The 25,085-nt window shown below is 67.0% G+C and carries 23 protein-coding genes; 12 read left to right on the top strand and 11 right to left on the bottom strand.

The window, feature by feature from the left end:
- Positions 1-124: 124 nt before the first annotated feature.
- The 3 genes from P1K30_RS00485 to P1K30_RS00475 are packed head-to-tail and all read right to left on the bottom strand — an operon-like array spanning position 125 to position 2,147.
- Positions 125-784, bottom strand: coding sequence for an alpha/beta hydrolase (locus P1K30_RS00485; RefSeq protein ID WP_275630710.1), 660 nt, complete (start codon positions 782-784; stop codon positions 125-127).
- Complete coding sequence (locus P1K30_RS00480; protein ID WP_275630709.1) at positions 784-1,413, bottom strand: DNA-3-methyladenine glycosylase family protein; 630 nt, start codon at positions 1,411-1,413, stop codon at positions 784-786. The genes P1K30_RS00485 and P1K30_RS00480 overlap by 1 nt, the downstream gene beginning before the upstream one ends.
- Positions 1,410-2,147 (bottom strand): cobalt-precorrin-6A reductase, encoded by a 738-nt coding sequence (locus tag P1K30_RS00475; protein ID WP_275630708.1) that lies wholly within the window; start codon positions 2,145-2,147, stop codon positions 1,410-1,412. The genes P1K30_RS00480 and P1K30_RS00475 overlap by 4 nt, the downstream gene beginning before the upstream one ends.
- A 128-nt stretch (positions 2,148-2,275) precedes the next feature.
- Here P1K30_RS00475 and cobA point away from each other — a divergent pair, with 128 nt between their 5' ends.
- The 3 genes from cobA to P1K30_RS00460 are packed head-to-tail and all read left to right on the top strand — an operon-like array spanning position 2,276 to position 5,694.
- On the top strand, positions 2,276-3,127 hold the full coding sequence (gene cobA / locus P1K30_RS00470; RefSeq protein WP_275630707.1) for a uroporphyrinogen-III C-methyltransferase: 852 nt from the start codon (positions 2,276-2,278) through the stop codon (positions 3,125-3,127).
- Between the two features lie 38 nt (positions 3,128-3,165).
- Complete coding sequence (locus P1K30_RS00465) at positions 3,166-4,428, top strand: cobyrinic acid a,c-diamide synthase CobB (RefSeq protein ID WP_275630706.1); 1,263 nt, start codon at positions 3,166-3,168, stop codon at positions 4,426-4,428.
- 39 nt (positions 4,429-4,467) lie between these two features.
- The gene (locus P1K30_RS00460) at positions 4,468-5,694 is read left to right on the top strand and encodes an MFS transporter (RefSeq protein ID WP_275630705.1); all 1,227 of its coding nucleotides are present in this window, start codon (positions 4,468-4,470) and stop codon (positions 5,692-5,694) included.
- A gap of 3 nt (positions 5,695-5,697) precedes the next feature.
- Here P1K30_RS00460 and P1K30_RS00455 read toward each other — a convergent pair whose 3' ends face one another.
- The 4 genes from P1K30_RS00455 to cysS form a co-directional block, all read right to left on the bottom strand.
- A complete protein-coding gene (locus tag P1K30_RS00455) occupies positions 5,698-6,444 on the bottom strand; it encodes a squalene/phytoene synthase family protein (protein WP_275630704.1) in 747 nt (248 codons plus the stop codon).
- On the bottom strand, positions 6,441-7,145 hold the full coding sequence (locus P1K30_RS00450; RefSeq protein WP_275630703.1) for a class I SAM-dependent methyltransferase: 705 nt from the start codon (positions 7,143-7,145) through the stop codon (positions 6,441-6,443). Before P1K30_RS00450 ends, P1K30_RS00455 begins: the two co-directional genes overlap by 4 nt.
- Positions 7,142-8,761, bottom strand: coding sequence for a citramalate synthase (gene cimA, locus P1K30_RS00445; RefSeq protein WP_275630702.1), 1,620 nt, complete (start codon positions 8,759-8,761; stop codon positions 7,142-7,144). Before cimA ends, P1K30_RS00450 begins: the two co-directional genes overlap by 4 nt.
- Positions 8,762-8,975: 214 nt before the next feature.
- Positions 8,976-10,388 (bottom strand): cysteine--tRNA ligase, encoded by a 1,413-nt coding sequence (cysS, locus tag P1K30_RS00440; RefSeq protein WP_275630701.1) that lies wholly within the window; start codon positions 10,386-10,388, stop codon positions 8,976-8,978.
- A gap of 309 nt (positions 10,389-10,697) precedes the next feature.
- Here cysS and P1K30_RS00435 point away from each other — a divergent pair, with 309 nt between their 5' ends.
- The 4 genes from P1K30_RS00435 to P1K30_RS00420 all read left to right on the top strand — a co-directional run bounded on the left by P1K30_RS00435 (position 10,698) and on the right by P1K30_RS00420 (position 14,673).
- Positions 10,698-10,982, top strand: coding sequence for an MmcQ/YjbR family DNA-binding protein (locus P1K30_RS00435; protein ID WP_275630700.1), 285 nt, complete (start codon positions 10,698-10,700; stop codon positions 10,980-10,982).
- A gap of 184 nt (positions 10,983-11,166) precedes the next feature.
- Positions 11,167-12,348: a pyridoxal phosphate-dependent aminotransferase gene (locus P1K30_RS00430; RefSeq protein WP_275630699.1), complete on the top strand. Its 1,182-nt coding sequence runs from the start codon at positions 11,167-11,169 to the stop codon at positions 12,346-12,348.
- Positions 12,348-13,181 carry an isocitrate lyase/PEP mutase family protein gene (locus P1K30_RS00425; protein ID WP_275630698.1) on the top strand — a complete coding sequence of 278 codons (834 nt, stop codon included), beginning with the start codon at positions 12,348-12,350 and terminating at the stop codon, positions 13,179-13,181. The genes P1K30_RS00430 and P1K30_RS00425 overlap by 1 nt, the downstream gene beginning before the upstream one ends.
- Before the next feature lie 91 nt (positions 13,182-13,272).
- Positions 13,273-14,673: a pyridoxal phosphate-dependent decarboxylase family protein gene (locus P1K30_RS00420; protein WP_275631543.1), complete on the top strand. Its 1,401-nt coding sequence runs from the start codon at positions 13,273-13,275 to the stop codon at positions 14,671-14,673.
- Between the two features lie 61 nt (positions 14,674-14,734).
- Here the strand turns inward: P1K30_RS00420 and P1K30_RS00415 are convergent, their stop codons facing one another.
- The 4 genes from P1K30_RS00415 to P1K30_RS00400 all read right to left on the bottom strand — a co-directional run bounded on the left by P1K30_RS00415 (position 14,735) and on the right by P1K30_RS00400 (position 20,161).
- Positions 14,735-15,343: an outer membrane protein gene (locus P1K30_RS00415; RefSeq protein WP_275630697.1), complete on the bottom strand. Its 609-nt coding sequence runs from the start codon at positions 15,341-15,343 to the stop codon at positions 14,735-14,737.
- A gap of 393 nt (positions 15,344-15,736) precedes the next feature.
- On the bottom strand, positions 15,737-18,091 hold the full coding sequence (locus tag P1K30_RS00410; protein WP_275630696.1) for a TRAP transporter large permease: 2,355 nt from the start codon (positions 18,089-18,091) through the stop codon (positions 15,737-15,739).
- A gap of 11 nt (positions 18,092-18,102) precedes the next feature.
- Positions 18,103-18,999, bottom strand: coding sequence for a TRAP transporter small permease subunit (locus tag P1K30_RS00405; RefSeq protein WP_275630695.1), 897 nt, complete (start codon positions 18,997-18,999; stop codon positions 18,103-18,105).
- Positions 19,000-19,072: 73 nt separating this feature from the next.
- A complete protein-coding gene (locus P1K30_RS00400; RefSeq protein ID WP_275630694.1) occupies positions 19,073-20,161 on the bottom strand; it encodes a TRAP transporter substrate-binding protein in 1,089 nt (362 codons plus the stop codon).
- Between the two features lie 539 nt (positions 20,162-20,700).
- Here P1K30_RS00400 and P1K30_RS00395 point away from each other — a divergent pair.
- The 5 genes from P1K30_RS00395 (at position 20,701) to P1K30_RS00375 (ending at position 24,980) form a co-directional block, all read left to right on the top strand.
- Positions 20,701-22,461, top strand: coding sequence for an acetolactate synthase 3 large subunit (locus P1K30_RS00395; protein ID WP_275630693.1), 1,761 nt, complete (start codon positions 20,701-20,703; stop codon positions 22,459-22,461).
- Between the two features lie 65 nt (positions 22,462-22,526).
- Positions 22,527-23,090, top strand: coding sequence for an acetolactate synthase small subunit (gene ilvN / locus P1K30_RS00390; RefSeq protein ID WP_275630692.1), 564 nt, complete (start codon positions 22,527-22,529; stop codon positions 23,088-23,090).
- Positions 23,087-24,211: a THUMP domain-containing class I SAM-dependent RNA methyltransferase gene (locus tag P1K30_RS00385; protein WP_275630691.1), complete on the top strand. Its 1,125-nt coding sequence runs from the start codon at positions 23,087-23,089 to the stop codon at positions 24,209-24,211. The genes ilvN and P1K30_RS00385 overlap by 4 nt, the downstream gene beginning before the upstream one ends.
- Positions 24,212-24,243: 32 nt before the next feature.
- Positions 24,244-24,612, top strand: coding sequence for a GFA family protein (locus P1K30_RS00380; protein WP_275630690.1), 369 nt, complete (start codon positions 24,244-24,246; stop codon positions 24,610-24,612).
- Between the two features lie 104 nt (positions 24,613-24,716).
- Positions 24,717-24,980, top strand: a complete 264-nt coding sequence (locus tag P1K30_RS00375) for a hypothetical protein (protein WP_275630689.1) — start codon at positions 24,717-24,719, stop codon at positions 24,978-24,980.
- Positions 24,981-25,085 lie beyond the last annotated feature (105 nt).

Raw genomic sequence — 25,085 nt, 5'->3', positions numbered from 1 at the left:
CATGCGATTGCATTGTTTTCAGGACATTATGCAGCACCGGCGCCCCCGCACAAAGCTGTGTCCGGCACGGGGCGCGGGTGACGTGCGCAAATTGCCACAGAGGCGGCACCCTGTTCGGGCGGCCTTAGCCCGGCAGGCGATCCCGCATGAAGGCCAGCGCCACCGACAGCCCGTCCGGTGCGATGCCGTGGCCGGTCCCCTTCGAGACATGCGCGTACACCTCGAACCCGGCGGCCTGCAGCGCGTTGCCCGCTTCGTTCAGCGATTGCGGCGGCACCACCTCGTCCTGATCGCCGTGGATCAACAGCACCGGCATCTTCGATTTCAACTCGGCCTCCAGCGTCTCGGGCTGCAACAGCCGCCCCGAGAACCCGACCACGCCGGCGAACGCCTCGTCCCGGCGCGGCGCGACGTGCAGGCTCATCATCGTCCCCTGCGAGAACCCAAGCAGCAAAAGCTGCGCGGGCGTGATACCCTCGTCCGCGATCACCTTGTCCAGAAAGGCGTTCAGATCCTCGGCCGACTGCGCCATCGACGCGGCCGCTGCCGCCTCGGACGACCCGTCAAGCCACGGGATCGGGAACCACTGGTATCCCATCGGGTTGTTCACGCATTTCTCGGGCGCATCCGGCGCGACGAAGACCGTGTCAGGCATGTGCTCTGCCAGCGGATCGGCCAGCCCCAGCAGGTCGTTTCCGTCCGCGCCATAGCCGTGCAGGAACACCACCACCGATTTCGTCTGCCCCGAGGCCGCCGCGCGGCGCCCGCTGTTGAGTTCGCGCATTACCGGATACCTTCCCTGTCTTTCGCCACATGGTAGTAGGCCCACAGCAGCCGTGCCGCAACCGCGCGCCACGGCGCCCACGGCTCTGCCATCTGCCGAAGCTGTTTCTCGGTCGGCCGGGCGTCGGTTTCGAACAGAATCCGGGCAGATTCCTGAAGCGCAAGGTCCGCAGGCGCGAACACGTCCGCCCGCCCCAACGAGAACATGGCGTAAATCTCTGCCGTCCAGCGCCCGACACCGGGAACCTCGACCAGCCGGGTCACGACGTCTTCGTCAGGAACGCCGCGCAAGTCCTTGAAATTGATCCGCGCCTCGGCCAGCGCACGGGCATAGCGGATCTTCTGCCGCGACAGCCCGCAGGCACGCAGCTCGTCGTCGGTGGCCCACAGGATCTTGCGCGGGCCGGTCAGCTTCGCGTCGCGCAGCCGCCGCCAGATCGCGTTCGCCGCCGCCACGCTGACCTGCTGGCTGACGATGGCCGACAGCAACGGTTCAAAGCCGTCCTTCTTGCGCCGCAACGGCAGCGGCCCGGTCTGTTCCAGCGCCGCCGCGAACCGGGGCTCGATCCGGGCAAGGTACTCTGCCCCCTCTGCCACGCAGTCCGGTGTCTCGATGATGCGTCCGATCATGCCGCCAGCCTCCTGACCCATTCCAGCGCCTCGGCCTCGGTCTCGAACCGGGTCGCGGCGGGCTGTGCGGGCCGGTTCAGCAAGGCCACCGGCAGCCCGAGATCCCGCGCCGCGTCCAGCTTGGACCGGCTGGCCGCCCCGCCCGAGTTCTTCACCACCAGCCAGTCGACGCCCAGCTTCGTGAACAGCGCCACCTCCTCGGCCACGCTGAACGGGGGACGCCCCTGCAGGAACCGCCCGCCGGGAAACGGGAACGGCGCATCCGGCGTCTCGATCCGGCGGCAGATCACCTCGCGCCCAGTCAGGTTCGCGAACCGCTCCAGCCCCTTGGTGCCGGTGCCAAGGAACACGGTCGACCCGTCCGGCACAAGGTCGGCCACCTGTTCCTCGCGGTCGACAAAGGTCCAGCGGTCGCCCGGTCCCGGCGTCCAGCCGCGGCGCAGCACCTGCGCATAGGGCAGCCCCAGATCGGCGCAGACCTCGGCCGTGCGCCGCGTTATGTCGATGGCGAAGGGATGCGTCGCGTCCAGCACCGCGCCGATGCCTTCCGCCCCAAGATAGTCCGCGAACGCCTGCCGCCCGCCGAACCCGCCAGACCGTACTGGCACGCCCAGCGTCGCGGGCACACGGGTGCCGCCCGCCAGCGAGGCGACCGCCTCGACCCCGGCGATTGCGGGCAATGCCTCGGCAATGCGCCGCGCCTCGCCCGTTCCGGCCAGCAGCAACAGCTTCATGCCGCACGTCCCATCTTGCCGTCTCCTCCGTCCGCACCCGGCGCGGATGCCGCCGGGACTATAGGCCCGCCCCGCCGCCGCGCCAATCCACGCTTTCCCGAACCGCTTAGCCACGGCATAACAAGGACATGACCGACTCGCCGCCCCTTCCATCCTTCGACTGGCCCGAGCTGAAGCCCGGCTGGGTCTGGCTGTGCGGCGCCGGTCCGGGCGATCCCGGGCTGGTCACCCTGCACACGCTGAACGCCATGAAGCAAGCCGACGTGATCGTCTACGACGCCCTTGTCGAACCGGCGATCCTTGACTGGGCCCCGCAGGCCGAAGCGATCTATGCGGGCAAGCGCGGCGGCAAGCCCTCGGCGAAACAGCGCGACATCTCGCTTCACCTCGTGGAACTGGCACGGGCGGGCAAGCGGGTGCTGCGCCTGAAGGGCGGCGATCCCTTCGTGTTCGGGCGCGGCGGCGAAGAGGCGCAGACGCTGATCCAGCACGGCGTGCCGGTGCGGATCATCCCCGGCATCAGCGCCGGGATCGGCGGGCTGGCCTATGCCGGCATCCCCGTCACCCACCGCGACGTGAACCAGTCGGTCACCTTCGTCACCGGCCACGACCAATCGGGCGAGACACCGACCAGCCTTGACTGGCAGGCGATCTCGAAAGGATCGCAGGTGCTGGTGATCTACATGGGCATGAAGCACATCGCCCGGATCGCGGGCGCACTGCTGGACGCGGGCCGCCCCGCGTCGGAACCCTGCGCCGTGGTCACCTCGGCCACCACCGACGCCCAGCAGGTGCTGGAAACGACGCTGGGCACGATGGAGGCCGACATCGCCGCATCCGGCATGGAACCTCCGGCGATCATCTGCGTCGGGCGATCCGTGCTGATGCGGCAGGTGCTGGACTGGCAGGCGCTCGAGGCCGGGGCCGCGCCCCGCAACCTTGACCCGCTGGACCGCGGACTGCCCGCGGAAACCGTCTGAGCTTCGATGCGCAGCGCATTGTTCATGAAAGACATTCCTTGCCCGGCCTGATCCTGTCCGCCCCCGCGTCGGGAAGCGGCAAGACCACGCTGACCCTTGGCCTTCTGCGCGCGCTGCACCGGCGTGGCACCCCGGTGCGCGGCGCGAAATCCGGCCCCGACTATATCGACCCCGCGTTTCACGAGGCCGCCTGCGGCGCGCCCTCGATGACGCTGGACGCGTGGTCGATGACGCCGGACCGCGTGCGCGCGCTTGCTCGGGGCGACGGCTTGCTGATCGTCGAAGGCGCGATGGGCCTGTTCGACGGCGCCCCGCCCGACGGCACGGGCGCCACCGCCGACCTTGCCCGGATGCTGGACCTGCCGGTGGTGCTGGTCGTCGACGCGGGCCGCATGTCGCATTCGGTGGGGCCGCTGGCGGCAGGCTTCGCTCATGCCGATCCGAACGTCCGGGTCGCCGGGGTGATCCTGAACCGCGTCGGCAGCGACCGGCACCTCAGGATGCTGTCCCACGGGCTTGAAAAGGCGGGCATTCCCCTGCTGGGCGCGCTGATGCGCGATGCGGAACTGGCCCTGCCGGAGCGCCACCTTGGGCTGGTGCAGGCCCGCGAGCATCCGGCGCTCGACGCGTTCCTCGATCACGCCGCCGACGCGGTGGCCAAGGGCATTGACCTCGACGCAATCACCGCGCTGGCCCGGCCGCTTCCGGAAGCCCCTGCGCTTGCAGCCGCGCCAGCCCCGCGCCGGATCGCCATCGCCCGCGATGCCGCCTTCACCTTCATCTACCCCCACCTGCTGCGCGACTGGTCTGCCGCCGGGTCCAGGATCACCTTCTTTTCACCCCTCGCCAACGACCCGGTTCCAGACGCCGACCGCGTCTACCTTCCGGGCGGCTACCCGGAACTGCACGCCGCGCAGATCGCGAATGCGTCGGCTTTTATCGACAGCCTGAGGAACGCCGCGCAGCACACTGATATTTATGGCGAATGCGGCGGCTACATGGTGATGGGCGACCACCTGACCGACGCCAGTGGAACCACGCATCGGATGGCCGGCCTTCTGCGCCTGCACACCAGCTTTGCCCAGCGCAAGCGCCACCTCGGCTACCGTCAGTTGACCGCGAGGGGCGGATGCCTGTCCGGCGCGTTCCGGGGGCACGAGTTCCACTATGCCACCACCGTGTCCGCCACCGGCACCCCCCTGTTCGACGCATGGGACGCCGAGGGCAACGCCCTTCCCCCGATGGGCCTGATCGAGGGCCGCGCCTGCGGCTCCTTCGCGCACCTTGTCGCGCCGGTCTAAGGCTTCCCATTCCCCTGCGGCGGGTCTACTGGATCACGTATGACAGATCTTGCCCCCACCCCCACCAGCGCAGAGGACCAACGCGCCAAGCGCAACGTGATTATCCTTGTCGCGGCGCAGGCGTTCCTTGGCTCGCAGATGCCGATGATCTTCGTGCTGGGCGGGCTGGCGGGCCAGTCGCTGGCCTCGAACCCCTGCTTCGCGACGCTACCGATCTCGCTGATCGTTCTGTTTTCGATGCTGTCGGCCACGCCGATGTCAGCGGTCATGCAACGCTTTGGCCGCCGCGCCGGGTTCTGGCTGGGCACGACCTGCGGCGCCATCGGCGGCAGCATCGGCGCGCTGGGGCTGCTGAACCAAAGCTTCGCACTGTTCCTTGTCGGCTCTGCCTTCACCGGCGTCTACATGTCGGCGCAGGGCTTCTACCGCTTCGCCGCCACCGACACCGCGTCCGACGCGTTCCGCCCCAAGGCGATCTCGTTCGTGATGGCGGGCGGCCTGCTTAGCGCGGTGATCGGTCCGCAGGTGGTCAAGGCGACCAGCACCGCGATGGTGGTGCCGTTCCTTGGCACCTACCTTGCCGTCATCGCGGTGAATGTCATCGGCTCTGTCCTGTTCCTGTTCCTCGACATCCCGCGCCCGCCCGCGCCCGCCGCCGACGCCCCGAAGGGCCGCAGCCGGTGGGAACTGCTGACCACCCCGCGCATCGCCGTCGCGATCATCTGCGCGATGGTGTCCTACGCACTGATGAACCTTGTGATGACCTCGACGCCGCTGGCCGTGGTCGGATGCGGTTTCGAACAGGACGACGCCGCCGACGTGGTCACCGGCCACGTCCTTGCAATGTTCGCCCCCAGCTTCTTTACCGGCCACCTGATCGCCCGGTTCGGGGTCGAGAAGATCGTCGCCACCGGGCTGATGATTCTTGCCGCCGCTGGCGGCGTGGGTCTTGCCGGGGTGGATCTGGGCAACTTCTTCGTCGCGCTGGTGCTGCTGGGGATCGGCTGGAACTTCGGCTTCATCGGCGCAACCGCGATGCTGTCTGGCGCCCACACCCCCGAGGAACGCGGCCGCGTGCAGGGCATGAACGACATGATCGTGTTCGGCTGCGTGACGCTGGCCTCGCTGGCGTCGGGCGGGCTGATGAACTGCTCGGGCGGCACACCGCAGGACGGCTGGGCCGCGGTCAACATTGCGATGGCGCCGTTCTTGGTGCTGGCGGGCGGCGCGCTGATCTGGCTGGCGCTGCGCCCGAAGGACGCCTGAGGGCTAGCCGCCAAAGGTCTTCCACATCAGGGAAACCCGCTTGCGGAACTCGGATTCGGGTAACGCGCCTGCCGCAACCCGCCCCGGATCCGCCACCGCGCGCCGCAGCACGCCCTTCGCCCGCCACGCGGCCAGCACCGCTGGCCGCGCCCCGCGCGACACCCGGCCTTCGCCCAGCCGCCGCAGACCCTCTTGGGCCCAGCGCCGCACCGCCTCGGGCCGCCCGTCCGGCAACGGCATCCGGCCCCGCGCCTCCAGCTCGGGCACCGCAAGAAACCAGTTCGCCAGCCCCGCAGCCCAGCCCCGCGCCGCCACGGCCGCCGCGTCCGCATCAGGGTCCAGCGCCCGCGCGGCGACCCGGAACAGGTTGGCCGAACTCGCCTCGATATGCCGCGCAAAGGCCGCGTCGTCCTCGAACGGTTCGGTGTAGATGTCCCAGCGCCGCGCCTCGATCAGGTCGTCCAACAGCGCGGCCCCCTCGGCGTCCAGCACCGGAACCAGCGCGTCCACCACCTCGTGCCGCCGCACGGCACCGCCCGCGCGGATTTCTTCCAGCACGTCGCGCCACCATTGCAGCCGCATCTCCGCGATCATCGATTCCGAGGTCAGCCAAGGCGCGCGCGACACCTCGACGTTGAAGGCATACAGCGGAAACAGCACCCGGCGCGCGGCAGGCGGCGCGGCCATCGCGGCCAGAAACCGGTCGGGGTCGCCCTTCCGCACAAGGTCTGCACAGGCCTGAAGGCTCATACGGGACGCACCACGCTCAGCAGGTATCCCGTTTCCGCGCGCACATGCTCCCACGCCGCGATCTCGGTCTCGGCCGCATCCAGCGCCAGCGCCAGCACCGGGTCCGCGTTCCGGCGAAGCGCCGCGACCCGCTCCGCCAGCGGCCCGTAATAGGCCGCCCACGCCGCGTCGGACACCCGCCGCGTCGCCAGCACCTCATAGTCGGCATCGGCCACCTGCCGCGCGATCCCCTCGGCATCGGTCAACCGTTCGTACCCGCCCCAAAAGGCCAGCGTCGCCTCGGACGGCGTGTCGGTGAACAGGCACGGCTCGGAAAACGCCACCGCCCCGCCCTTCGCCAGCACCGGCCGCCACGCGCGCAACACCTTGGTCACACCGTGGAAATAGACCGCGCCCGCCGACCAGATGAAATCGTAGGGCCCCTTCAGCTTCGCCATGTCGCCCGCATAGGCGTTCACGCGGGTGCCGAACCGTGCCAGCACCTCGTCGACGAACAGCTTCGCATCGTCCACCGCCGTGATCGCCCCGACCGGCGCCACCGTCATCAGCGCCGGAATGTCCGCGCCGGTGCCGCAGCCCGCATCGCAGATCCGCGCGTCGGGCGGCACGTCGGCCACGTGGGCTGCCCACGCCACATCCTCCGGCGCGCCCGGTCCCAACCGCTCCAGCCCCTGATACAACGTCAGGATCGGGTCGCTCATACAGCTCCGCCTTGGATCAGCTTCCAGTTGATCGCATCCAACAGCGCCCCGAAACTCGCGTCAACGATGTTCGCCGACACGCCGACGGTGGACCAGTCGCGGCCCGCGTCGTCCTGAAAGTCGATGATGACCCGCGTCACGGCCTCGGTGCCGCCGTTGGTGATCCGCACCTGGAAGTCGGTCAGCCGCATGTCCGCGACCCCGTCCTGGAACGGACCCAGATCCGACTTCAGCGCCTGCCACAAGGCGTTGACCGGGCCGTCGTCCATCATGTCGCTGGCATGGTCGTTCTTGTAATAGCTGGTGCGCGCGCCCTCGCGTGTCGAGATCGTGACGACCGCCTCGGACTCCACCACGATCTGCCCCTTGGCGTTGCGCCGCCGCTCCGAGATCACCCGGTAGCGTTCGACGTCGAACAGCTTGGGCGCCAGCCCCAGTTCCCGGCGCGCCAGCAGCTCGAAGCTCGCCTGTGCACTGTCATAGGAATAGCCCTCGCCTTCCTTGCGCTTCACCTCGTCAAGGATCGCGGCCAGCGCCGGATCGCCCTTTTCGACCTCCAGCCCCATGTCGGACAGGCGCGCGCGCAGGTTCGACTGCCCGGCCTGGTTCGACATCGGCACGATGCGCGCGTTGCCCACCGACGCGGGGTCGATGTGTTCATAGGTGGTCGGGTCCTTCAGGATCGCACTGGCGTGCAGCCCCGCCTTGTGGGCAAAGGCGCTGGCCCCGACATAGGGCGCGCTGCGCAGCGGCACCCGGTTCAGGATATCGTCCAGCGCCCGCGACGCCCGGGTCAGCCCCGGCAGCTTCGCGGCGCTGACGCCGGTTTCGTACAGGCTGGCATAGGGCTCTTTCAGCAGCAGCGTCGGGATCAGCGTGACAAGGTTCGCGTTGCCGCACCGCTCGCCCAGCCCGTTCAGCGTGCCCTGGATCTGCCGCGCGCCCGCATCGACGGCGGCCAGCGTGTTGGCCACCGCGTTGCCGGTGTCGTCATGGGTGTGGATGCCCAGATGGTCGCCGGGAAGACCCGCCGCGATCACCTCGCCCACGATCTTCGCCACCTCGCCCGGCAGCGTGCCGCCGTTGGTGTCGCACAGCACGATCCACCGCGCGCCCGCGTCATAGGCCGCCTTCAGGCACTCCAAAGCATAAGGCGCGTTCGCCTTGTAGCCGTCGAAGAAATGCTCGGCATCGAACAGCGCCTCGCGCCCCAGCGCCACCAGATGCGCGACCGAGGCGCGGATGTTCTCGACATTCTCGTCCAGCGTGATCCCCAAGGCGGTCGTGACGTGAAAGTCATGCGTCTTGCCGACCAGACACACCGCCGGCGTGTCCGCGTTGATGACGCCCGCCAGCACGTCGTCGTTCTCCGCCGACCGCCCCGCCCGCTTGGTCATGCCAAAGGCGGTGAAGGTCGCGCGCGTCTTCGGCCGCTCGGCGAAGAAACTGCTGTCCGTCGGGTTCGCCCCGGGCCAGCCGCCCTCGATATAATCGATGCCAAGGTCGTCCAGCGTCCGCGCAATCGCCACCTTGTCGGGAAACGAGAACTGCACCCCATGGGTCTGCTGCCCGTCGCGCAGTGTGGTGTCGAACAGATAGAGCCGCTCTTTCGTCATGCCCCGGCTCCTTCTTCTGTCTGCAAATATCCTCGGGGGGGCTTGCCGCAGGCAAGCGGGGGGCGGACAGCCCCCCTCCCGGTATCGAAACGTCCAGCGCCCAAGGCGAAACTCCCGCCCGGCAGCGCCGGGCAGCGCCCGACCCGCCCCACAGGGCGGGCGCTTCTGCGCCCACCCACGGGCCGGGCGCCGCCCTTGGTCTCGTACACAACGATCATTTCAACGCCTCCAGCTTGGCCGCGTCGAAATCGGGCCCCATCTCCCATTCCGCGCCCTGCGGCGTGTCCTTCACGATCAGCCCGGCGGCGGCAAACCCGTCGCGCAGGGCATCGGCCCGCGCAAAGTCCTTCGCCTTCCGCGCCTCGGTCCGGTCGGTCAGCAACGCCTCGATCAGCGCCGCAACATACCCATCGACATGAGTCTCTACATCGGCTCGAAGCCCATCCTTCCAATCCGAACCGATGCCCAAGAAGCGTAGACTTGCAAAAAGTTCTTCGAGCCTCCCCTCGGCTGAAAGCCGATGAAGGATGGAAATCGCTAGGGGAGTATTCAAGTCATCAGCGACTGCATCAACAATTTCCAAATTCGGCTTGACGGCTTGGCTCTCGACACCGTCCAATTGCGTTCGCCACTTGCGAAGAGTTTTCTCCGCCTCGCGCCGCTTCTGCTCCGTCCAGTCCATCGGCTTGCGATAATGCGTCCCCAGAAACACGAACCGGATCACCTCGCCCGGCACACCCTGTTCCAGCAGGTCGTGCACGGTGAAGAAGTTGCCAAGCGACTTCGACATCTTCTTGCCCTCGACCTGCAGCATCTCGTTGTGCAGCCAGACCTTGGCGAAACCGCCCTCGGGGTGGGCGCAGCAGCTTTGCGCGATCTCGTTCTCGTGGTGCGGGAACATCAGGTCGTTGCCGCCGCCGTGAATGTCGAAGCTCTCGCCCAGCAGGTCATAGGACATGGCCGAGCACTCGATATGCCAGCCCGGACGCCCCCGGCCCCACGGGCTGTCCCAGCCGGGCAGCTCATCGGTCGACGGCTTCCACAGCACGAAGTCCATCGGGTCTTCCTTGTAGGGCGCGACCTCGACCCGCGCACCGGCGATCATGTCGTCGACCGACCGGCCCGACAGCGCACCATACGCCTGATAGGACCGGACCCGGAACAGGACGTGCCCCTCGGCGGCATAGGCGTGGCCGCTTTCGATCAGCCCCTCGATCATCTCGATCATCTGGGGAATGAACCCCGTCGCGCGCGGCATGTCGGTGGGCTCCATCGCCCCCAGCGCCGCCATGTCCGACAGGTACCAGCCGATGGTTTCCTCGGTCCGCTCGCGGATCAGGTCCTCCAGCGAGCCGTCGGCCCCTGTCTCTTTCCGCGCCAGCGCGGTGGCGTTGATCTTGTCGTCCACGTCGGTGAAGTTGCGCACGTAGCGGACGTGATCCGCGCCATAGACGTGGCGCAGCAGGCGGTACAGCACGTCGAACACCACCACGGGCCGCGCGTTGCCAAGGTGGGCGCGGTCATAGACGGTCGGCCCGCAGACATACATCCGCACGTTTTCACGGTCGATGGGCGCGAAACGCTCCTTCTTCCGTGTCCGGGTGTTGTGGAGCCAGATCTCGGTCATGTCGTTTCCTTCGGGCACACGCACTCAGCCGCGGCGGGCTTAGGCGATTTCGAGGATGAGAGGAAACGAAAAGACCGGCCCGCCTGACGATGTCAGCGGATAATGCAGCAGTTGATGATGCAGACGGTCTTGGTCATGCCCAGATGTCTAACGGGGCGCGGCGCGGTTGCCAAGACGTTTCGGGGGGACGGCGGCGCGTGGGGGCGGATGATGGGGTGAAACCCCATCCTACATGCTCCGTGGGGTTCCACCCCATCCCCACACCCCCCCCCCGCGACAACGTCCCCGCCCCGTGCTACCCTCCCCCGCATGACCCGCGACGACATGAACGCGATCTGCGCCGCCCTGCCCGGCGCCGAAGTCTCCGACCCGTGGGGCGGTGGCCATGACGCGTGGAAGGTCGGCGGCAAGATGTTCGCCTGCATCGGCACGGTCTCACCCGGCATCGCGGTCAAGACCGACGGGATCGACACCGCCGAGATGCTGATCGAAACCGGCGTTGCAACGAAGGCGCCGTACTTCCACCGCTCGTGGGTGCTGCTGCCGTGGGACGCCACCGCGGACGAAGCGCGGCACCGGATCGAGGCGTCGTAACGCCTGATCCGCGACAAGCTGCCGAAGAAGACCCAAGCAAGCCTTGGCGATTAGACCGGCGACAACTGACGCATTAAAAGGCATCGCGAACATTATTGGCATCGCCTCATGTCAAGATGAAGTTTCCCTAAAATTTGAGGCCCTTCCGGTTGACAACACCAGCCCCGAGGCCGTCGTTAAGGGCATGCGACTTTCAAAACGGATCACGAACCTCACCGGCGGGGGCAGCGACGGTTGGGACGTCTTCAGACGCGCACGCGCGATGGAAGATGCCGGCAAACCCGTTATCAACCTCACCCTCGGCGACCATGACATTCCAACCGACCCGGACATCCTGCACGCGATGCACGAGGCGGCGCTGGACGGTAACACCGGCTATCCGCTGGTGCCCGGCGCCGACGAACTGCGCGACGCGATCGCCGAACGGGTCACCGAACGCACCGGCGTTCCCACGGGGCGCAACAACGTCGTGGTGATGCCCGGCGGACAGGGCGCGCTGTTCGCGGCCCATGCCGCCACCTGCGATCACGGCGACACCGCCCTGTTCGTCGAACCCTATTACGCGACCTACCCCGGCTCGGTCCGTGGCATCGGCGCAATCCCCAAGACCGTCCCGGCCCGGCCCGAATTCGATTTCCAACCGCAGCCGCAGGACATCATCGACGCCATCGACATGCGGACGCGATCGCTTCTGATCAACACGCCGCACAATCCCACCGGCGTAGTCTACAGCCGCGAGACGCTGGAAGGCATCGCGAAGGTGATGATCGACCGGAACATGTGGCTGATCTCGGACGAGGTCTACGACACGCAGGTCTGGGAAGGCGAACACCTCAGCCCGCGCGCCCTGCCGGGCATGGCGGACCGCACGCTGGTGATCGGCTCTCTGTCGAAAAGCCACGCGATGACCGGCAGCCGCGTCGGCTGGATCGTCGGCCCCGAAGAGGCCATCGACCACCTGATCAACCTGTCGACCCACACCACCTATGGCCTGCCCGCCTATATTCAGGACGCGGCGATCTACGCGCTGGAAGAAGGCGGCGAGATCGAGGACGACATCGCCGAACGGTTCCGCCAGCGGCGCGAGACGGCGCTGAGCATCCTTGAGAAATCCAACGATTTCATCACCGTGCCCAGTCAGGGCGCCATGTACCTGATGCTGGACATCCGCAACACCGGCATGACCGGCGAAGCCTTCGCCAACGCGCTGCTCGACTCCGAGCTTGTGGGCGTGATGCCGGGTGAAAGCTTCGGCGAATCCGCCGCCGGTCACGTCCGCATCGCGCTGACCGTGGACGAGGACCAGCTGCGCGAGGCGTTGACCCGCCTTGTGCGCTTCGCCGAAGCGGAGGCGCGCGCAGCCTGATGGGCGCGCCGTCCGATCCGGGCGCGGTCTTTCGCGCGCTGCACCGGCCCGGCGATCCGTTCATCTTGGGCAATGCGTGGGACGCGGGCAGCGCCCGGATGCTGGCCGCGCTCGGCGCGCCCGCAATCGCCACCTCCTCGGCGGCCCATGCCTTCACGCTGGGCCGCCCGGACGGCGGCACCGTCACCCGCGACGAAGCCCTTGCGCACGCGCAGGATCTCGTGGCCGCCGTGCCGGTCCCGGTCTCGGGCGATTTCGAAAACGGCTATGGCGACGATCCCGACACCTGCGCCGAAACCGTGCGGCTGGCGGCAGAGGCCGGGCTGGCCGGTATCTCGATCGAAGACACCGCCTTTGCCTCGGGCGGGCACTACGACCGCGCGCTGGCGACCGAACGTATCCGCGCCGCGTCCGCCGCCGCCCGCGCCCTGCCCCGCGACTTCGTTCTCGTGGCCCGCGCCGACGGGGTGATGACCGGCGCCTACGACATGGCCGAGGCGCTGGCCCGCGTCGGCGCCTTCGACGAGGCCGGTGCCGACTGCCTGTACGTGCCCCTTCCGCCCGACATGGCCGCGCTGGCCGAGGTGACGAAGGCCACGTCCAAGCCGGTCAACGCGCTTGCGGCGGGCCCCTTCGCGAAGGTCTCTCGCGCCGAATATGCCGCGGCGGGGATCGCCCGCATCTCGTTGGGGTCGGCGCTGGCCCGCGTGACCCACGCCGCGATCCGCGACGCGGCGCAGGCGATGTTCGGAAACGGCGATTTCAGCCCGCTGACCAAGGTGATGCCCGGTTCGGACGTGGACGCCCTGCTGGCCCGGTTCGGCGACAGCTGACGCGAACCCGCGCCTTAACGGGCCGCTGTCTTCTCCCCCTGCGACACCCTCCCGCTTGCCAAACCGCATGACGCGTGGACAACTGCGCGGCATGAATCACGACGATCTTAAAAACTGGTCAAAGCGCGCGGCCGATTGGACGCACGACTACCATTCCACCCTGCGCGACCGCCCGGTTCGCGCGCAGACGAAACCCGGCGAGATCGCCGCGAAGCTGCCCGCAGCCCCGCCCGAGACCGCCGAGCCGATGGAAGAGATCTTCGCCGATTTCGAACGCATCGTGCCCGACGGGATGACCCACTGGCAGCATCCAAGGTTCTTCGCCTACTTCCCGGCCAACGCCTCGCCCGCGTCGATGCTGGCCGAGCAACTGGCGAACTCCATCGCGTCGAACTGCATGATCTGGCAGGCCTCGCCCGCCGCGACCGAGATCGAGCAGGTCACAACCGACTGGCTGCGGCAGGCGCTGGGTCTGCCCGACAGCTTCACCGGCACCATCCACGACAGCGCCACCGTGGCCACCCTGTCGGCGGTGATCACCATGCGTGACCGCGCGTCGGGCTGGCGCAGCGTCGACGAGGGGCTGACCGGCCAGCGTCTGCGGATCTATGCCTCGGCCCAGACCCACAGCTCGGTCGACAAGGCGGTGCGGCTGGCGGGCATCGGTCAGCGCAACCTTGTGAAGATCGACACCGACGCCGATTACCGCATGGACCCGGACAAGCTGGACGCCGCGATCCGCGACGACATCTTCAACGACCGCACCCCGGCGGGCGTGGTGCTGTGCACCGGCGGCACCTCGATCGGTGCGTTCGACCCGATCGCCGAATGCATCGAGGTCGCCCGCGCCCACCGGCTTTATACGCATGTCGACGCCGCATGGGCCGGGTCCGCGATGATCTGCCCCGAGTTCCGCACCCTGTGGCAAGGCGCCGAGGGCGCAGACAGCATCGTCTTCAACCCGCACAAATGGCTTGGCGCGCAGTTCGACTGCTCGGTTCAGTTCCTTGCCGACCCCGCGCCGCAAATCCGCTCGCTGGGGCTGCGCCCGGACTATCTGCAAACCCTCGGCGAAGAAGAGATCGTCAACTTCAACGAATGGACGGTGCCCTTGGGCCGCCGCTTCCGCGCGCTGAAGCTGTGGTTCGTGCTGCGCGCCTATGGGCTGGACAACCTGCGCACCCGCATCCGCAACCACGTCGCGTGGATCGAGGAGCTGACAGAGGCGTTCCGCGCCACCCCGGGGTTCGAGATCACGACCGAGCCGCGCCTCGCGCTGTTCTCGTTCCGCTATGCGCCGGACGGCGGCGATGCCGACGCGCTGACCGAACGGCTGCTGGAAAAGGTGAACGCCGACGGGCGGATCTATCTCACCCAGACCCGGCATCAGGGCAAATTCGTGATCCGCGTCACGGCGGGCAGCTTCGACTGCACCCGCGACGACGTCATGGCGGTGCACGCGGTCGTCACCGAACTCGCCGCGACCCTGTAGACACAAAAAAAGGCCGGAGCGGTTACCCGCCCCGGCCAATCACGGTCTGTCTGGGGAAAGATCAGAACCGGTAAGTCACACGACCCTGAAGCGTGGTGGCGCTTGCGTCCACGCCGGTGTCGTCGAAGTCGTCGAAGCCGTGGTACAGGGCTTCACCGGCGACCGAGACGTTCTCGTTCACGCGGTATTCGACACCACCGCCGGCGAACCAGCCCATGTCGCTGTAGTCGGTGCCGCCGATGTCGGCGTCGGCGTGCGCTGCACCACCCACACCGTAGATCAGCCAGCTGCCAGCGTCGTAACCGGCGCGCAGACGCGCACGGGCAACCGAGTCGATGCTGCCTGCGTTGTTGTCGAACGCGATGTCCGCGGCATCGTAGTCAAGGCCGACACCCAGCACGTAGTTGCCAAGGTCCCAGTCGTAACCGGCGTGCACACCGCCAAGGATGCCGTCGCCGTCTTCCTCGGTCACGCCGTCATCGGCCGTGGCCGTGCCCCAGCCGAACTGGGCACCGCCGTAGAAGCCGGTCCAGTCATAGGAAGCAACCGGCATCGGGGCCGGTGCGGGTGCGGGCACAACGGGTTCCGGCGCCGCGGGGGTCAGGCTGCCGGCGAACGCGGGGGCGGCAAGCGTTGCCGCGGCGGCCGATGCGATCAGAAGGGTTTTCATTTTTACTACTCCAAGCTCGTTCCAAGTCGCCGCGGGTTAGTCCCACGGCTGCCTGTTCGACGGAAATGGCATATCCATTGGAAGTTTCCAGTGGCGGCGCGAAGCACGGCCATTGCCCGCCGATGACGTGCAGGTAGAACCAGCGAAAAGGCGCTTGGTTCCATATCGAACCGATCAAACCGGCGTGACTTGGCGTGAACTGGCCGACGGAACGCGTGGCGTGCGCCGTTGGCCTCGGCCTTCCCCCCGCCTTCCCCCAGTCTGCCGCAGCGGTGACGCATGACATGGGCCGGGCCGAGTCTGGGACAAGGTCGGGAAACGCTAAGCCGCCACCTCGCAAAGAAAAAGCCGGAAGGGGACCCTTCCGGCTTTCTCGTCTGGATATGGACCGCCCTAGTTCGGGATCAGGTCCGGGATGATGGTCACCACGCCCGGGAACAACCACAGCAGCGCCAGCCCGACCACCTGGATCACGACGAACGGTGCCACGCCGCGATAGATGTGGCCCGTCGTCACCGATGGCGGCGCCACCCCGCGCAGGTAGAACAGCGCGAAGCCGAAGGGCGGTGTCAGGAACGACGTCTGCAGGTTCACCGCGATCATGATCGTCACCCATTTCGGGTCCATCGTGCCGCCGTAGATCACCGGCCCGACGATCGGGATGACGATGTAAATGATCTCGAGGAAGTCGAGCACGAAGCCAAGGATGAACAACACCAGCATCACGATCAGGAAGACCGTGAACTCGTTGTCATAGCTCTTCAGGAAGTCCTGAATGTAATGCTCGCCCCCGAAAGAGATCACCACAAGGTTCAGCAGCTGCGACCCGATGAGGATGGTGAACACCATCGACGTGACCTTCGCCGTCTCGCGCACGATCGGGCCCAGCACGCCGCCCCGCAGCAGCACCCAGCAGCCGAACAGCAGGCCGAAGACCGCGAACATGTACGCCGCATAGGCGACGACATAGGCCGCGTAATCCTCGAAGCTGTCGGCCTGCGAGATCCGCAGGTCGAAGTTCATCCCCAGCAGGATCATCACCACGATCGCCAGCGTCGAAAGGATGATGATGCGGCCCGACCGCTCTTCGTCCTTCAGCCGGCGATAGGCGGCCAGCATGATGGCCCCCGCCGCGCCCAGCGCCGCAGCTGGCGTCGGGTTGGTGATGCCGCCAAGGATCGACCCCAGCACCGCGACGATCAGGACCAGCGGCGGGAACACCACCCGCAGCAGGTCGTTGTTCGCCATCCGCTGCATCGCGAAATAGCTGGCATAGACGATCAGCGCGAACGGGATCGCAAGGATCACCACCGTGGCCCCCGGCGAGGTGGCCGGGGTGATCAGCAGGATGTCGGCCAGCACGCCAAGGATGACGCCCACGCCCCCCACCAACAGCGGTTTCGGATCGCTGCGCGGCGAAACGCCCCGCGCGGTGGTCAGGATCAGCGCGCCCATCAGCATCAGGATCGCGACCCCGGTGCCAAGCGGCGCGGCGTCGCGCACACGTTCGGCCAGCGCGGCGGCGGTTTCTTCCTCGGTCGGCTCGGCGACCTCTTCCTCAACCGCCGTGTCCTGCGCGCCCGCGGCGCGGGCCGCGACGGCCTCGTCCCAAGCCGACTGGCCGTGCAGCTCGATCATCGCCGCTTGGCATTCCGGGCTGACACTGGTGCGCAGCACCGACACGCGGTCTTCACTGCCATTCGGGCCATAGCGCACGTCCTGGCTTCCGACGAGCCCGATCTGGCCCGCAAGGATCACGCCACCGATCAGCAGGATCGGCGCGCCGACGAACCATGCCAGCGCATCCTGCCGGGTCAGCGGCTCGCCGTTGGCGGCGCCCAGTTCGACCGGCGGGGCCTTCGACGGGTTCAGCAGCGCATAGCCAAGCGCGTACAGACCGTACAGCATGGCCAGCAGGATCCCCGGCAGCATCGCCGCCTGGAACAGCGTCCCGACCGAAACGACGGCGGGCTTGCCCAGATAGGTCAGCGCGTCCGTACAGCCCACCGCCTGCGCGCGGGCTTCCTGCGCGGTGGCGTAAAGGTCGCCCGCCAAAGTGCCCAGCAGCACGATGACGATGGACGGCGGAATGATCTGGCCCAAGGTGCCCGATGCCGCGATCACCCCCGTCGCCAGCTCTGGCGAGTAGTTGTTGCGCAGCATCGTGGGCAGCGACAGCAGGCCCATCGTCACGACGGTGGCACCGACGATGCCGGTCGAGGCGGCAAGGAACGCGCCCACCACGACCACCGACACGGCCAGACCGCCCGGCAGCGGCCCGAACACGCGGGCCATCGTGGTCAGCAGGTCCTCGGCGATCTTCGACCGCTCCAGCGTGATGCCCATCATCACGAACATCAGCACCGCCAGCAGCGTCTCGATCGACTGGCCGGCCAGCACCCGCTCGTTGATGCGGTTCACGATGAAGCTCAGGTTGCGGTCCATCGCCACTTCCCAGCCCTGCGGGAAGACGGGTTCGCCCAGCCGTGGCAGGTCGGGGTATCGGAAGACCGAGATGTTGGACGGGTTCACCCCCGTCCCCACCAGATCCCTGTAGGCCTGGCTTCCTGTGTCGATCGCTTGGTGGATCAGCAGCCCCGCGCTATCCAGCGACGCGATGATCCCGAACGAGATGATGCCGGCGCCGCCGATGGCGAAGGCCACCGGAAAGCCCGACAGGATTCCTCCGAACAGGCAGAGGAAGACGATGATCAGGCCGATCTCGATGCCGTCCAGTCCGAAAAGCATGTCCCTGCCCCCTAGAATTCCGCGTGGTCGTAGGCTTCTTCACCAGCCTCGAGCACGTCCTTGTCGTGGTATTTGCCTTCGCTCTCCGGTCCTTCGACAAGTTCGAGGTACGAGCGGTAGAAGAAGGCGATGGCCTGCAGGAACACCAGTCCGGCGAAACACAGCAGCAGGATCTTGAACAGGAAGTAGGCGTTGAAGCCGTTGGGCGAGAAGCCGATCGTCTCGACGTTCCAGCGCAGCGCGCGGCTTTTGGTCAGCAGCCGGTCCAGCGTATCCGAGGCCGAGGGCTTGGGCACCACAAGGTGCCGCCACAGGAAGTACCAGCCGTACATCCACGTCAGCACCGCGACCGGCATCATGAACAGAAGCGACCCAAGCATGTCGACGATCTTCTTGGTGCGGTACTTGGCGGTCGCGTAGAACAGGTCCACCCGGACGTGCCCGCCCTGGATGAACGTGTACGACACGCACAGCGCCACGACGAGCGCGTTGTACAGCTTCAGTTCCTCGCTGAACCATCCGACCGACTGGGTGAAGCCCACCCCGAACGGCGCGATGGTCAGGTTGCCCATCCGGAAGATCGACTGCAGGAACACGACGATCACCTGCTGCAGGACCATCAACAGGCCCGCCCACGCAAAGAACCGCCCGACCGCGTTGCTGAACCCTTCCAGCACACGGACAGCGCCCCACATGACGCCGCGTTTCCAAATGCCGATCCCCGTCAGCACAAGGAACAGCACGAAGATCACGAAGAAGAATTGGACCGAACCGCCGTAGTAGATGAAGCGCATGATCGCTTCGTTCTCGGCCCAGTTCAGCCAAAGCCCCGGATGCGTAATGGCATAAAAGAGGTTGTAGACCCCCATGCCGATGTTCGTGAAGAACCAGATCAGTGCGTCGCCCATGCGCCCTGCCCTCAAATCCAATTGGCCGCGCGCGGGGTGTCGCGCGCGGCCGTCGTGTCAAACAAGTGGTGACTTACATCGTCGACAGAACGCGGTTGCGCTGCTGCGCATAGGCGCTGTCCGATTCCGACAGCCAGCCCGAGGACGACCGCATCGACGCCTGAGCCGAGTCGTGGATCTTCTTGAAGATGTCGTCGTCGGTGTACTGGTTCAGCACTTCCATCGAGGCGTTGCCGAACGCATCCCAGATGTCGTCGGCAAAGCTTTGGACCTGCGTCCCGCCCGAGGTCAGACGCTCCAGCGCAGGGCCGTTGTTGGCGATGAACTGCGCATAGTTGGCCTGGTGCGCGTCGGCAGAGGCGATCTCGACGATCTTCTGCTGCGACGGCGTCAGGCTTTCGAACAGTTCAAGGTTCATCGCGACCGACAGTGCCGCGCCGGGCTCGTGGAAGCCGGCCGGATAGTAGTAGTCGCAGACTTCCTGCAGACCCAGCTTTTCGTCCGACCACGGGCCGATCCACTCGGTCGCGTCCAGCGCGCCGGTCGACAGCGCCTGATAGATCTCGCCGCCCGGCACGTTCTGAACCGAGGCGCCCAGCTTCGACAGGGCTTCGCCGCCAAGGCCCGGCATCCGGAACTTGAGGCCGTTGAAGTCCTCTGCCGAGTTCACCGGGTTGCGGAACCAGCCGCCGCCCTGCGCGCCGGTCTGGCCCGCGATGAACGACTTGAGGCCGAAGATCTCGCCCAGCTCGTGGTGCAGCGCCATGCCGTCCTGGCCATAGTACCAGGTCATCAGCTCGGGAACCGTCATGCCGAACGGAACCGCGGTGAAGTAGGCGAACGCCGGGTGCTGACCGACGAAGTAGTAGTCGGCGCCGTGGTACATGTCGGCCTGACCGGCGGTCACGGCGTCGAACACCTCGAACGCACCCACCAGTTCACCGGCGGCCTTCGGCTCGACGGTCAGCTGGCCATCGGTGGCGGCGGTGATGTTGTTGGCGACGCGCTCGACCGAATCCCACACGCCGGCAAGACCGCGGGGCCACGTGGTGACCATGGTCAGGGTCCGGTTACCCTGCGCATAGGCCGGAGCGGCCAAAGTGGTGCCAGCCGCAGCCGCGCCACCCAGCGCCGAGTTCTTCAAAAAGGAACGACGATCCATAAGCTATTTCCTCCCGTTAACCTTGGATGCTGGCCGTGCTCCCCGCGCGGCCGGATCGTTAGAGTGGGCGCACACTAGCCAGATGGCCATTTCAAATAAAGGCTTAGTTTTAGGCATTTGGCCGTGAAACCGAAGAAATGACGCAGGGACATACACGCATCGCGCGCCTCGGACCGTTCCAGCGCGCCCGCAACATTGTTTCATTCATTAACCAGTGAACGAAATAAAAACATGCTTTCGTCATGCATCCAAAGAGATTCGCGACGTTGTAATAATCTTTCGCGGCGGGGCGTCGTGCGGAAACTTTCTCCAAAAAGTGCCCTTTCGGCGGTTGACGCCCGGAACGCCCCTCAATAATGTCCGCCCACGCACATGAAGGAGCAGGTCCGTGGACCGTATTCTTGTACTCGTAGGAGAAAGGCGCATGGGCCGGTAATCGCCGGTAACCCTATCAGGTCCCCATGCGCCCCCGACAGAACGCCGGGGGCTTTTTCATGTCCGAACCCAAGCAGCGATGACGTAACCAAGGAAACAGCACGATGACACGTCAGATGAGCGGAGCGAAAATGGTGGTTCAGGCCCTGAAGGATCAGGGTGTGGACACGGTATTCGGCTATCCCGGCGGCGCCGTGCTACCGATCTATGACGAGATCTTCCTGCAAAACGACATTCGCCACTATCTGGTTCGCCACGAACAGGGCGCGGTCCACGCGGCCGAAGGCTATGCCCGCTCGACCGGCAAGCCCGGCGTCGTTCTGGTCACCTCGGGCCCCGGCGCGACCAACGCGGTCACCGGCCTGACGGATGCCCTGCTGGACTCGATCCCGCTGGTCGTGCTGACCGGTCAGGTCCCGACCTTCATGATCGGCACCGACGGCTTCCAAGAGGCCGACACCGTCGGCATCACCCGCCCCTGCACCAAGCACAACTGGCTGGTGAAGGACACCGACAAGCTGTCGGGCACCATCCACGAGGCGTTCCACGTCGCCACCACCGGCCGTCCCGGCCCGGTGCTGATCGACATTCCGAAGGACGTCCAGTTCGCCAACGGCACCTATACCGAACCCAAGCAGGCGCGCACCTCGCACTACAGCCCCAAGACCAAGGGCAACGCCGAGGCGATCGAAACGCTTGTCGAGCTGATCGAACAGTCCGAGCGCCCGGTGTTCTACACCGGCGGCGGCGTCATCAACTCGGGCCCGAAGGCCAGCATGCTGCTGCGCGAACTGGTCGACGGCACCGGCTTTCCCATCACCTCGACCCTGATGGGTCTGGGCGCCTACCCGGCGTCGGGCAAAGGCTGGCTGGGGATGCTGGGGATGCACGGCCTGTACGAGGCGAACCTCGCGATGCACGGCTGCGACCTGATGATCAACGTCGGCGCCCGGTTCGACGACCGGATCACCGGCCGCGTGCAGGACTTCAGCCCCAAGTCGCAGAAGGTCCACATCGACATCGACCCCTCGTCGATCAACAAGGTCATCCACGTCGACGTGCCGATCATCGGTGACGTCGCCTCGGTGCTGGAAGACGCGCTGGCCCTGTGGAAGTCGCGCGGCTCGAAAACCCGCGCCGACGCGGTGCAGCAGTGGTGGCACAAGATCAACGAGTGGCGGAAGATCGACTGCCTCGCCTTCACCAGCAGCGAGAAGACGATCAAGCCGCAGCACGCGCTGAAGCGGCTGGAGGAACTGACCAAGGACCACCCGCAGCGGTTCATCACCACCGAGGTCGGCCAGCACCAGATGTGGGCCGCGCAATACCTGAACTTCGAGGATCCAAACCACTGGATGACCTCGGGCGGCTTGGGCACGATGGGCTACGGCTTCCCGGCTTCGATCGGCGTGCAGGTCGCGCACCCGGACGCGCTGGTGATCAACGTCGCGGGCGAAGCGTCGTGGCTGATGAACATGCAGGAAATGGGCACCGCGGTTCAGTACCGCCTGCCGGTCAAGCAGTTCATCCTCAACAACGAGCGTCTGGGCATGGTCCGCCAGTGGCAGGAACTGCTGCACGGCGAACGCTATTCGCATTCGTGGTCGGAAAGCCTGCCCGATTTCGTGAAGCTGGCCGAGGCGTTCGGCGCCAAGGGCATCATGATCTCGGACCCCGCCGATCTGGACGATGCGATCATGGAAATGATCAACCACGACGGCCCGGTGATCTTCGACTGCCTCGTCGAGAAGCACGAGAACTGCTTCCCGATGATCCCGTCGGGCAAGCCCCACAACGAGATGATCCTGGGCGAGAACGCGCAGACCCAAGGCGCCATCGAAGCCGGCGGCGCGGTGCTGGTGTGATCCCGCGCGGGGGCCAGCCCCCGCGCATCCACCCGGTTTGAACGAATAGAAGAAGTGAAGCGGACATGTCGGCACTGAAACTCAAAAAGGGCCTGTCGAAGCACTCGGCCTACGATCTCAAGGACCCCCACGCGCAAGCCGAAGAGCGGCACACGCTCTCGGTGCTCGTGGCGAACGAAGCGGGCGTCCTTGCCCGCGTCATCGGCCTGTTCTCGGGCCGCGGCTATAACATCGAAAGCCTCACCGTGGCCGAGACCGACCACGAAGGCCACCTCAGCCGGATCACCATCGTCACCACCGGCACGCCCGAGGTGATCGAACAGATCAAGGCGCAGCTGGGCCGCATCGTGCCGGTGTACGAAGTGCACGACCTGACGGTCGAGGGCATGGCGGTCGAACGCGAACTGGCGCTGTTCAAGGTCGCGGGCACCGGCAACAACCGGATCGAGGCGCTGCGACTGGCCGAGATTTTCCGCGCCAACGTGGTCGACTCGACGCTGGAAAGCTTCGTGTTCGAGATCACCGGCACGCCGCAGAAGGTCGACGCCTTCGCCGAACTGATGCGCCCGCTGGGCCTGAACGAGATGGCCCGGACCGGCGTCGCGGCGCTGTCGCGCGGCGCGGAGTGACCGACACCCCGCTCGACATCTTCCTCGCCTGCCCGCCGGGGCTGGAACAGGTGCTGGCCGACGAGGCCCGCGCCGCCGGTTTCGCCGCGCCGCGCGCGGTGCCGGGCGGGGTCGAGACACAGGGCGGCTGGCCCGAGGTCTGGCGCGCCAACCTGACCCTGCGCTGTGCCGCCCGCGTGCTGGTGCGCGTGGGCGCCTTCCGCGCCTTCCACCTTGCCCAGCTGGACAAGCGCGCACGCAAATTCCCGTGGGCCGACGTGCTGCGCGCGGACGTCCCGGTGCGGGTCGAGACCGCGACCAGCCGCAAGAACAAGATCTACCACGCGGGCGCCGCCACCCAACGGATCGAAACCGCCATCGCCGAGACGCTGGGCGCCCCGGTGGTGCAAGAGGCCGCAGAAGCCGCCGTGTCGGTGAAGGTGCGGATCGAGGACAACCTTGTCACCGTGTCGCTGGACACCTCGGGCGAACCGTTGCACCGGCGCGGTCACAAGGAGGCGGTGAACAAGGCCCCGATGCGCGAAAACCTCGCCGCGGCCTTCCTGCGCCAGTGCGGCTATGACGGGCGCGAGCCGGTGGTCGACCCGATGTGCGGCTCGGGCACCTTCGTGATCGAAGCCGCCGAGATCGCCGCCGGGCTGATGCCGGGCCGTACCCGGCGCTTCGCCTTCGAGGATCTTGCAAGCTTCGCCCCCGACGCTTGGGCGCGGATGCGCGCGGGCCAACCCCACGCCGCCCCCGCCCCGGTGTTTTACGGCTATGACCGCGATCAGGGCGCGATCCGCATGAGCGACGCGAACGCCGCCCGTTCCGGGGTCGACGCCTTCACCTCCTTCGCCTGCCAGTCGGTCAGCGACCTGACCCCGCCCGACGGGCCGCCGGGCCTGCTGATCGTGAACCCGCCCTACGGCGCGCGGATCGGCAACAAGGGGATGCTGCACGGCCTGTACGGCACGCTGGGCAAGGTGCTGACCGAACGGTTCAGCGGCTGGCGCGTCGGCCTTGTCACCAGCGAAGGCGGGCTGGCCAAGGCCACCGGCCTTCCTTTCGACCGCCCCGGCCCGCCGGTCCCGCTGGGCGGCATCAAGGTCACGTTGTGGCGCACGGGTCCGCTGCCCTAGACTGCGGACAACGCGATCCCGGAGGACAGCACATGAACCAGCACCACGGCGGTTGCCTGTGCGGCGACGTAAGGATCGTGGCCACCGGCGATCCGGACAGGGTCGGCCTGTGCCACTGTCTTGACTGCCGCAAGCACCACGGCGCGCTGTTCTACGCGGCGGCGATCTACCGGCCTGCGGCGGTCACGGTCACCGGCGAAACGCGGTCCTACAAGGGCCGGCATTTCTGCCCCCGCTGCGGATCGTCGGTCTATGCCGAAAGCGACGGCGACATCGAAGTCCATCTGGGCACGCTGGACGACCCCGGCGTCTTCACCCCCGATTACGAGCTTTGGACCGTGCGGCGCGAGCCGTGGCTGCCGCCCTTCCCGGTCCGCTCCAGCGTCCCGCGCGACGACTGACGCGCGACCGCTTCGGTTGAATCCGGGCCACAGGTTGTCACATATCGTTTGGAACGGTCGAATTGAGTGTCGACGCAGGGCGTTAAACGTTCTAATTTCGGAATATGAACGCCCGCATCCGGGCGGACCACCCGGTGAAGACCACGACCGCCGGGCGCAATCCGACCGCTCGGCGGATCTTTATCGCCAAGGGCGCTCTCCTCCTGCCCCCGCAGGGGGATATCAGCCTCGGCGGCCATGCCATCGACGAACGCCTGACTGCCGAAAAGCCCGCCCGGGATGCCATGCCGGGCCCCGGACGGGTCGCGCAGGCCAGGAGACCCTCCCTACCCGGCCTGCGCGCTGCTGCGCGAATCTCGCCGCCATGAGACCGGACCAAGGCGCCCAACCATAACACCGGGGGCTTGACCCCGCGCACGCCTCGGGCTTGACCCTGTGGCACCGCGCACGCACGCCCGCAGGAGACCGACCGC

This window comes from Psychromarinibacter halotolerans, assembly GCF_029168315.1.
In the GTDB taxonomy this organism is placed as follows: domain Bacteria; phylum Pseudomonadota; class Alphaproteobacteria; order Rhodobacterales; family Rhodobacteraceae; genus Psychromarinibacter; species Psychromarinibacter halotolerans.
This window is presented reverse-complemented; position numbering and strand designations above follow the sequence as displayed.

Excerpts from the sequence above, each read along its gene's own strand:
- P1K30_RS00475 (WP_275630708.1), bottom strand. The coding sequence starts at position 2,147 with ATGAAGCTGTTGCTGCTGGCCGGAACGGGCGAGGCGCGGCGCATTGCC.
- P1K30_RS00425 (WP_275630698.1), top strand. The coding sequence starts at position 12,348 with ATGGGCGCGCCGTCCGATCCGGGCGCGGTCTTTCGCGCGCTGCACCGG.
- P1K30_RS00460 (WP_275630705.1), top strand. The coding sequence starts at position 4,468 with ATGACAGATCTTGCCCCCACCCCCACCAGCGCAGAGGACCAACGCGCC.
- P1K30_RS00415 (WP_275630697.1), bottom strand. The coding sequence starts at position 15,343 with ATGAAAACCCTTCTGATCGCATCGGCCGCCGCGGCAACGCTTGCCGCC.
- ilvN (WP_275630692.1), top strand. The coding sequence starts at position 22,527 with ATGTCGGCACTGAAACTCAAAAAGGGCCTGTCGAAGCACTCGGCCTAC.
- P1K30_RS00395 (WP_275630693.1), top strand. The coding sequence starts at position 20,701 with ATGACACGTCAGATGAGCGGAGCGAAAATGGTGGTTCAGGCCCTGAAG.
- cimA (WP_275630702.1), bottom strand. The coding sequence starts at position 8,761 with ATGACGAAAGAGCGGCTCTATCTGTTCGACACCACACTGCGCGACGGG.
- cysS (WP_275630701.1), bottom strand. The coding sequence starts at position 10,388 with ATGACCGAGATCTGGCTCCACAACACCCGGACACGGAAGAAGGAGCGT.
- P1K30_RS00375 (WP_275630689.1), top strand. The coding sequence starts at position 24,717 with ATGAACGCCCGCATCCGGGCGGACCACCCGGTGAAGACCACGACCGCC.
- P1K30_RS00480 (WP_275630709.1), bottom strand. The coding sequence starts at position 1,413 with ATGATCGGACGCATCATCGAGACACCGGACTGCGTGGCAGAGGGGGCA.
- P1K30_RS00400 (WP_275630694.1), bottom strand. The coding sequence starts at position 20,161 with ATGGATCGTCGTTCCTTTTTGAAGAACTCGGCGCTGGGTGGCGCGGCT.
- P1K30_RS00430 (WP_275630699.1), top strand. The coding sequence starts at position 11,167 with ATGCGACTTTCAAAACGGATCACGAACCTCACCGGCGGGGGCAGCGAC.
- P1K30_RS00450 (WP_275630703.1), bottom strand. The coding sequence starts at position 7,145 with ATGAGCGACCCGATCCTGACGTTGTATCAGGGGCTGGAGCGGTTGGGA.
- P1K30_RS00420 (WP_275631543.1), top strand. The coding sequence starts at position 13,273 with ATGAATCACGACGATCTTAAAAACTGGTCAAAGCGCGCGGCCGATTGG.
- P1K30_RS00455 (WP_275630704.1), bottom strand. The coding sequence starts at position 6,444 with ATGAGCCTTCAGGCCTGTGCAGACCTTGTGCGGAAGGGCGACCCCGAC.
- P1K30_RS00380 (WP_275630690.1), top strand. The coding sequence starts at position 24,244 with ATGAACCAGCACCACGGCGGTTGCCTGTGCGGCGACGTAAGGATCGTG.
- P1K30_RS00405 (WP_275630695.1), bottom strand. The coding sequence starts at position 18,999 with ATGGGCGACGCACTGATCTGGTTCTTCACGAACATCGGCATGGGGGTC.
- P1K30_RS00435 (WP_275630700.1), top strand. The coding sequence starts at position 10,698 with ATGACCCGCGACGACATGAACGCGATCTGCGCCGCCCTGCCCGGCGCC.
- cobA (WP_275630707.1), top strand. The coding sequence starts at position 2,276 with ATGACCGACTCGCCGCCCCTTCCATCCTTCGACTGGCCCGAGCTGAAG.
- P1K30_RS00485 (WP_275630710.1), bottom strand. The coding sequence starts at position 784 with ATGCGCGAACTCAACAGCGGGCGCCGCGCGGCGGCCTCGGGGCAGACG.
- P1K30_RS00410 (WP_275630696.1), bottom strand. The coding sequence starts at position 18,091 with ATGCTTTTCGGACTGGACGGCATCGAGATCGGCCTGATCATCGTCTTC.